General features: G+C 66.5%; 8 protein-coding genes. 3 read left to right on the top strand and 5 right to left on the bottom strand.

Annotated features, from left to right (window positions below; genetic code table 11):
- Together WB785_RS10290 and WB785_RS10285 are read right to left on the bottom strand one after the other, a co-directional pair.
- On the bottom strand, positions 1-521 hold a 521-nt coding region (locus tag WB785_RS10290; RefSeq protein WP_424078910.1), incomplete at its 3' end, for a TCP-1/cpn60 chaperonin family protein.
- A 175-nt stretch (positions 522-696) separates the two neighbouring features.
- Positions 697-1263 (bottom strand): TetR/AcrR family transcriptional regulator, encoded by a 567-nt coding sequence (locus WB785_RS10285; protein WP_424078909.1) that lies wholly within the window; start codon positions 1261-1263, stop codon positions 697-699.
- Positions 1264-1364: 101 nt separating this feature from the next.
- On the opposite strand from WB785_RS10285, the gene WB785_RS10280 reads away from it, so the two are divergent.
- Positions 1365-2279, top strand: a complete 915-nt coding sequence (locus WB785_RS10280; protein WP_424078908.1) for an SDR family NAD(P)-dependent oxidoreductase — start codon at positions 1365-1367, stop codon at positions 2277-2279.
- 6 nt (positions 2280-2285) lie between these two features.
- On the opposite strand, the gene WB785_RS10275 is transcribed toward WB785_RS10280, so the two are convergent.
- Entirely contained in the window at positions 2286-2987 is a 702-nt protein-coding gene (locus WB785_RS10275; protein ID WP_424078906.1) for a M24 family metallopeptidase, read from the bottom strand.
- A gap of 45 nt (positions 2988-3032) precedes the next feature.
- Here WB785_RS10275 and WB785_RS10270 point away from each other — a divergent pair, with 45 nt between their 5' ends.
- Positions 3033-3524, top strand: coding sequence for a cupin domain-containing protein (locus WB785_RS10270; RefSeq protein ID WP_424078905.1), 492 nt, complete (start codon positions 3033-3035; stop codon positions 3522-3524).
- 5 nt (positions 3525-3529) lie between these two features.
- Here WB785_RS10270 and WB785_RS10265 read toward each other — a convergent pair whose 3' ends face one another.
- The gene (locus tag WB785_RS10265) at positions 3530-4009 is read right to left on the bottom strand and encodes a VOC family protein (protein ID WP_424078903.1); all 480 of its coding nucleotides are present in this window, start codon (positions 4007-4009) and stop codon (positions 3530-3532) included.
- Between the two features lie 91 nt (positions 4010-4100).
- Here WB785_RS10265 and WB785_RS10260 point away from each other — a divergent pair, with 91 nt between their 5' ends.
- Positions 4101-5786 (top strand): DEAD/DEAH box helicase, encoded by a 1686-nt coding sequence (locus WB785_RS10260; protein WP_424078902.1) that lies wholly within the window; start codon positions 4101-4103, stop codon positions 5784-5786.
- Here the strand turns inward: WB785_RS10260 and WB785_RS10255 are convergent.
- Positions 5783-6564: PH domain-containing protein (locus tag WB785_RS10255; RefSeq protein ID WP_424078901.1), on the bottom strand; the 782-nt coding region annotated here is incomplete at its 5' end. The genes WB785_RS10260 and WB785_RS10255 overlap by 4 nt on opposite strands.

Here is a 6564-nt window from a genome sequence, read left to right as displayed (position 1 = left end):
GTGATGACGCCCTCGTTGCCGACCTTGTCCATCGCCTCGGCGATCAGGTCGCCGATCGACTGGTCGCCCGCGGAGATCGCGGCCGTGGCAGCGATCTGCTCCTTGGTCTCGACGTCCTTGGCGCCCTTGAGCAGGGTCTCGGTGATCTTCTCGACGGCCTTCTCGATGCCGCGCTTCAGACCCAGCGGGTTGGCACCGGCAGCTACGTTGCGCAGGCCCTCCTTGACCAGCGCCTGGGCTAGCACGGTGGCCGTCGTGGTGCCGTCACCGGCGACGTCGTCGGTCTTCTTGGCGACCTCTTTGACCAGCTCGGCGCCGATCTTCTCCCACGGGTCCTCGAGCTCGATCTCCTTGGCGATGGACACACCATCGTTGGTGATCGTGGGAGCACCCCACTTCTTCTCCAGGACGACGTTGCGGCCCTTGGGACCCAACGTCACCTTTACCGCGTCGGCGAGGGCGTTGAGGCCCCGCTCGAGGCCGCGACGGGCCTCTTCGTCGTACGCAATTGTCTTGGCCATTGCGAAGTGATTCCTCCGATTGGGGATGACAAGTTCTGGCCGGGCGCAGTGCCCGCGACGGACGACCGCAGCTGTCGTGGGCTGGGTCTCACCGTCCCGACCTAGCACTCGCCGGTCGCGAGTGCCAACGTCATTCTTAGCACTCGCCTATGCCGAGTGCAAGGACGGCCCGGGCTTATCGCGACGCGCGTAAACCGTCGATGACGACGTCGGTCACCCGCTCGGCCAACGCCGCGTTGTACGACTCCATCGCCTGGCATCCGACCAGGATCGACTTGACTTCGCGGACGCCGATGTCTTTCCGTGCGGTGCCCGCGTCCTGCGCGGCGCGCAGCAGCTCGCCAAGCACCGCCAGAAAGGCATCCTCAGCGTCGGGCGCGACGCATGCGATATCGATGCCTAACCCGGCCAGCGCGTCGACCAGGCCGCGGTCGGTTGCCCCCCACTGCAGCACCATCGAGCGCAGGAAACCGAAGAGCGCCTCGCCGGGTCCAGCGGATTCAAGCAGGGCGTGCCCGTCGTCGGTGAGGCGCTGCATCCGGTCTTGAATGACGGCCTGAAAGAGCGCCTCCTTCGTCGGGAAATGCCGGTAGACGGTGCCAGCGCCGACACCGGCGCGCCGGGCGATCTCATCGATCGGCACCGAAAGTCCTTCGGCGGCAAAGGTTTCGTAGGCGACTTCCAGCACCCGGGCGCGGTTGCGGGCGGCGTCAGCGCGCAGCGGCCGTGCGGGTTGCGCCATGTGTTCACCACCGATCGGTTGACAAAACGGGGCGTGCGTTCCGTATAGTTGAATCAACCGGAGCGCTCGCCCCGTTTACCTTACTAGCTTAGGAGCTTCTGATGGCCAAGTGGACAACCGCGGACATTCCCGACCAGACCGGTCGTGTCGCCGTCATCACTGGAGCCAACACCGGCCTCGGCTACGAGACCGCCGCCGCTCTCGCCGAACACGGCGCTCATGTCGTTCTCGCGGTGCGAAATCTCGACAAGGGCAAAGACGCCGCAACCCTCATTAGTCGGCGCAGCCCGAACGGCAGCGTAGCGCTGCAGGAGCTGGACCTGACCTCGCTGGAGTCCATCCGCGCTGCGGCGGACCAATTGCGATCGGACCACGACCACATTGACCTGCTGATCAACAACGCCGGCGTGATGTATACGCCGAAGTCGACCACCAAGGACGGCTTCGAGCTTCAGTTCGGCACCAACCATCTCGGCCACTTCGCCTTTACCGGTCTGCTGCTGGACCGGCTGCTGCCGGTCGCCGGCTCCCGGATCGTGACGGTCAGCAGCGTCGGCCACCGCATCCTCGCCGACATCCACTTCGACGATCTGCAGTGGGAGCGCCGCTACAACAGGGTCGCTGCCTACGGGCAGGCCAAACTGGCCAACTTGCTTTTCACTTACGAGCTGCAGCGGCGGATGGCTGCACACGGCACGACGATCGCCGCGGCCGCCCACCCCGGCGGTTCGAACACCGAGTTGGGCCGTTACACGCCCACTCTGCTGCGGCCACTCGTCGACCTGTTCTTCACGCAGGTCGCTCAGGACGCCGCCATGGGAGCGCTACCCACGCTGCGCGCTGCCACCGACCCGGCGGTGCTCGGTGGGCAGTACTACGGCCCCGACGGCATCGGCCAGACCCGCGGCTATCCGAAGATCGTGAGCTCGAGCAAGAAATCCCACGACGCCGACGTGCAGAAGCGGCTCTGGGCCGTCTCCGAGGAATTGACCGGGGTGGTCTACCCGATCGGCTGATCCGGCTCAGCGCAGGTCGAGCAGCTGCTCGTAGAAACCACCGATGCGACGGCCTGGGTCGGTCAGATGGATCTCCAGGATCCAATGGCAGACCCGGCCGCCGGAATCCTTGCGCCGCATCGGCTTATTCGAGCCCGGCGTGATGTACCACTCGACGCCGGTGCCGACGATCTTCTTGTGCGGAAACTCGCCCAGCAGGTGGCCGGCGATGGGGCTGCCGAACTCGAAACCCTCGGCATGGGCCTGCCCGACGACGTAGTCGTACAACTCAGCGCCGGTGATGTCAGGATGGCTTTCGAAACGGTCGCGCCCCGCCCGCCACACCCGCGGTAATGCATCGCGGATAGCCAGCTTGTCCGGGTCATCGCTGAGCACGAATGTGCGACCGAAGTCGGCTTCCCACTCCTCGAAGATCGGGCCGAGATCCAGGAACACGATGTCGCCGTCGGCGATCATCCGATCCGGTGGACGCTCACTGAAAGGCTGCAGGGTGTTCTCGCCGGCACGCACAATCCGCCGATGCCAGTGGCCGGTCACGCCGAGCAGCTGCGCGGCCAGGTCGCGGATCTCGTCGGACAACTCGTGCTCACCGACGCCGGGGCGGATCATTTCGCGGCGCTCGATCTCGTCGAACAGTTGCGCCGCCTTATCCTGGGCATCAAGAAGCCTTTCGGCGCGGGTGTTTTCGTCGACGATCGGCTTCGGCACAGCACCGATGCTAAGACACAACCGAGACCCCCAACGGAGCTACTCATGTCGCTGGTGGTGCCGCCCTATCCCGAACGTCGTTACCTCAACGACCAACCGGAAGTCAGCGCGTGGTTGAAGCGCGCCGACGAACCGCCGGACTATGAGACCTTCGGCGTCCAGTACCACTACTTGGCCAACCAGCAGGCCACCGGAGGCGACTACGGCTTGTATCGCGTGGACATCGGCCCGGCCGGAGGCGGGCCCGGCCCGCATTTCCACCGGGCCATGTCCGAGGCGTTCTTCGTGCTGTCGGGCACGATGAAGCTCTACGACGGTACCGAGTGGATCGACGGTCACCCACACGACTTCCTCTACGTCCCGCCCGGTGGCATCCACGGTTTTCGTAACAAGGCCGAGGAACCCGCATCAGTCTTGATGCTGTTCGCTCCGGGTGCGCCGCGGGAGGCTTACTTCGAAGGCTTCAGCGCGTTAGCCGACATGACCGATGACGAACGCCGAGAGTGGTTTATCCGCCACGACAACTTCTTCGTATAAGCGCTTCAGTCCCACTGGGCGAAATAGGGACGCTGGGGCTTGGTTTTCTCGACGAGAATGAACACCACACCCCACGGGTCGACGAACCACGTCGTGCGGACCCGCGCTACGTCGGCGATCCCGTCGACCAGAAAGCGCACACCCTTGGCCTCGAGGTCGGCCCGGGTGGCGTCGAGGTCCTCGCAGATCAGCCCGACGTGTGACAAGCCGAAGTCGGTGAGGGCCGTGGTGCTTCGACGATCGCCGCCGGCCACGCCGAGGTACTCGATCACCTCGAGGACCCGGTCGCCGTCGTCGTCGAACCCGACGATGGCCGCTTTCATGGTGGGGTCGGACACCAACTCGCCCATGTCCTCGCGGATCGCGTCGTCGGCCATGACGTAGGGCGGCGAAAGCACCCGCATGCCCAACACGTCGCGGTAGAACGCCACCGCCGCGTCGCAGTCGGGCACGCAAACTCCGCTATGAGCCAGTCCCGTAATCATGAACTGACAATAGGCCTGACACGGTCCTGGGGATATGCGCGCGCCGATGTCCTTGCCCTAGACTGCATCTCGATCAGATAGGAGTCTTCGGGTGCGGGCAGATGATGCGCCCAGCACCCGGGCTTTGCGGGGCTGGCAGCGGCGAGCCTTGGTGCGCTACCTAACCGCCAAGCCGCGTGATTTCTTGCTGGTGGCTACCCCCGGCGCGGGGAAGACGGCGTTTGCTCTGCGGATCGCCACGGAGCTGCTGGCCGATCGCAGCGTAGACACGATCACCGTGGTGGTGCCCACCGAACACCTCAAGACACAGTGGGCGCTGGCGGCCGCCGCCGACGGCATCGCGCTGGATCCCAAGTTCCGCAACGCCGCAGCGCACACCTCGGCGGAGTACCACGGCATCGTCGTCACCTACGCCCAAGTGGCCAGCCATCCCGCCCGGCATCGGGTGCGCACCGAGGGCAGGCGCACGCTGGTGATCTTCGACGAGATCCATCACGGTGGTGACGCCAAGAGCTGGGGTGAGGCCATCCGCGAGGCTTTCGGCGACGCCACCCGGCGACTGGCGTTGACCGGCACACCGTTTCGCAGTGACGACGCCGCGATCCCATTCGTGCGCTACGAGCCAGACGGCAATGGCATGCTGCGCTCGGCGGCCGATCACGCGTACGGCTACGCCGACGCGCTGGCCGACGGCGTCGTGCGTCCCGTGGTGTTCCTGGCCTACTCCGGTGAGACGCGGTGGCGTGACAGTGCTGGCGAGGAGTACGCGGCGCGGCTCGGTGAACCGGCCAACGCCGAGCACACCGCCCGGGCGTGGCGTACCGCGCTGGATCCCGCCGGTGAGTGGATGCCCGCGGTGATCTCCGCCGCCGATATCAGGCTGCGGCAGTTGCGCGACGGCGGAGTACCCGATGCCGGCGGCATGATCATCGCCTCGGATCAGAAGGCTGCCCGCGCCTATGCCGTTCTGCTGGAACGGATTACCGGCGAAGCGCCGACCGTCGTCGTTTCCGACGACCCCCGATCGTCAGACCGTATCGCGAAGTTCTCCGCAGGCACCACCCGCTGGCTGGTCGCCGTGCGAATGGTGTCCGAGGGTGTCGACGTGCCGCGGCTGGCCGTGGGCGTGTATGCCACCAGCGCGTCGACGCCGCTGTACTTCGCTCAGGCGATCGGCCGCTTCGTGCGGTCCCGACGCCCGGGCGAAACGGCGAGCATCTTTCTGCCGTCGGTGCCATCGCTGCTGCAGTTGGCCAGCGAGCTTGAGGCACAACGCAATCACGTTCTCGGGAAGCCGCATCGGGAGACCGACGAACTGGAGGCCGCGCAGCGGCGCCAGACGCAACCTTCCGAAATCGAAAACGGGTTCATGTCGTTGGGCGCCGACGCGGAATTGGACCAGGTGATTTTCGACGGTTCGTCGTTCGGCACCGCCACTCCCGCGGGCAGCGACGAAGAAGCCGACTACCTGGGTCTGCCGGGCCTGTTGGACGCCAACCAGATGCGAGAGTTGTTGCTGCGCCGTCAAGTTGAGCAGCTTGACCGTCGCAGCCGCGACAGCGCAGCCGTGGCCGAACCGATCACTCGACACGGGCAATTACGAGACCTGCGCCGCGAACTCAACGCCCTGGTCACGGTCGCACACCATCGAACGGGCAAGCCGCACGGCTGGATTCACAACGAGCTGCGGCGCATCTGCGGCGGCCCACCGGTGGCTGCAGCCAGCTCCGACCAACTCATTGCCCGCATCGAAGCGGTCCGCGGATTGACCGCCTAACGGGTCGCCCAGATGCTGTCGGCCACCCACGGCGATGCTTGCGCCGCCACCGCCCACACCTGGTTCTCCGGCACGTCGATCAGCGGGTAGCGCTTGATGCCGGCCGCGGTGGCCGCCACCAGGGTGGCCACCCCGGCCCGGCGTTGCAGCGGCGACTGCCGCACAGTCCATCCGATGATGCCCGCCGTGGCCAGGCAGTCGCGGCGGCGTTCCAAGCTGCCGGCACGCATCACCAGCCAGCGGCTGTCGACGCGGTGGCCAAGTGCATCCACCCGGTCGGCGGCCAGCAACGCGCACCAGGCCGTCACAGCCACCCATGCCGTCCACAACCAAAGGGGTACAACGGAAATCAGTGCAGCCACCGCCAGCCCGATACCGGCCAGCGCGGGAATCGCCAAGGCGCGTGTCCACCGCCGGAACGCTGCCCGCCGGCCGTGACCGCGCAACGGTCCGGTGACGACGTTCGGGTCGCCGACCAGGCCGGTCAACACCGATTCGGCCGTGGCACGCGGACACGGCGGCAGCAGCACCGACGACTCGCCTGCCCCATGCACGCCGGTCATCACCGCATCCAGCCCAGCGCCGCCGAAGATACGCACCAGCAGCGGCTGCCGCAGCGTCCCGCCGCGCAGCCTGCTCATGTCGTAGGTGCGTTCACGCAGCCGCAGCAGACCGTGGCGCAGGTGCAGGACGTCGGCCCGGCGCAGCAGCACCAGGTTGCCGTAGACGAGCAGTGCCCGCAGCACTGCCAGCAGCACCGAGGCGACCAGCACCACCG

This window comes from Mycobacterium sp. (genome assembly GCF_049585075.1).
Classification (GTDB): Bacteria; Actinomycetota; Actinomycetes; order Mycobacteriales; family Mycobacteriaceae; genus Mycobacterium.
The sequence above is the reverse complement of the archived record's forward strand: the minus strand, read 5'-3'. Positions and strand labels throughout refer to the sequence as shown.

Bases quoted from the DNA above. Each gene is read 5' to 3' on its own strand.
- WB785_RS10285 (WP_424078909.1), bottom strand. From the start codon at position 1,263: ATGGCGCAACCCGCACGGCCGCTGCGCGCTGACGCCGCCCGCAACCGC.
- WB785_RS10280 (WP_424078908.1), top strand. From the start codon at position 1,365: ATGGCCAAGTGGACAACCGCGGACATTCCCGACCAGACCGGTCGTGTC.
- WB785_RS10270 (WP_424078905.1), top strand. From the start codon at position 3,033: ATGTCGCTGGTGGTGCCGCCCTATCCCGAACGTCGTTACCTCAACGAC.
- WB785_RS10265 (WP_424078903.1), bottom strand. From the start codon at position 4,009: ATGATTACGGGACTGGCTCATAGCGGAGTTTGCGTGCCCGACTGCGAC.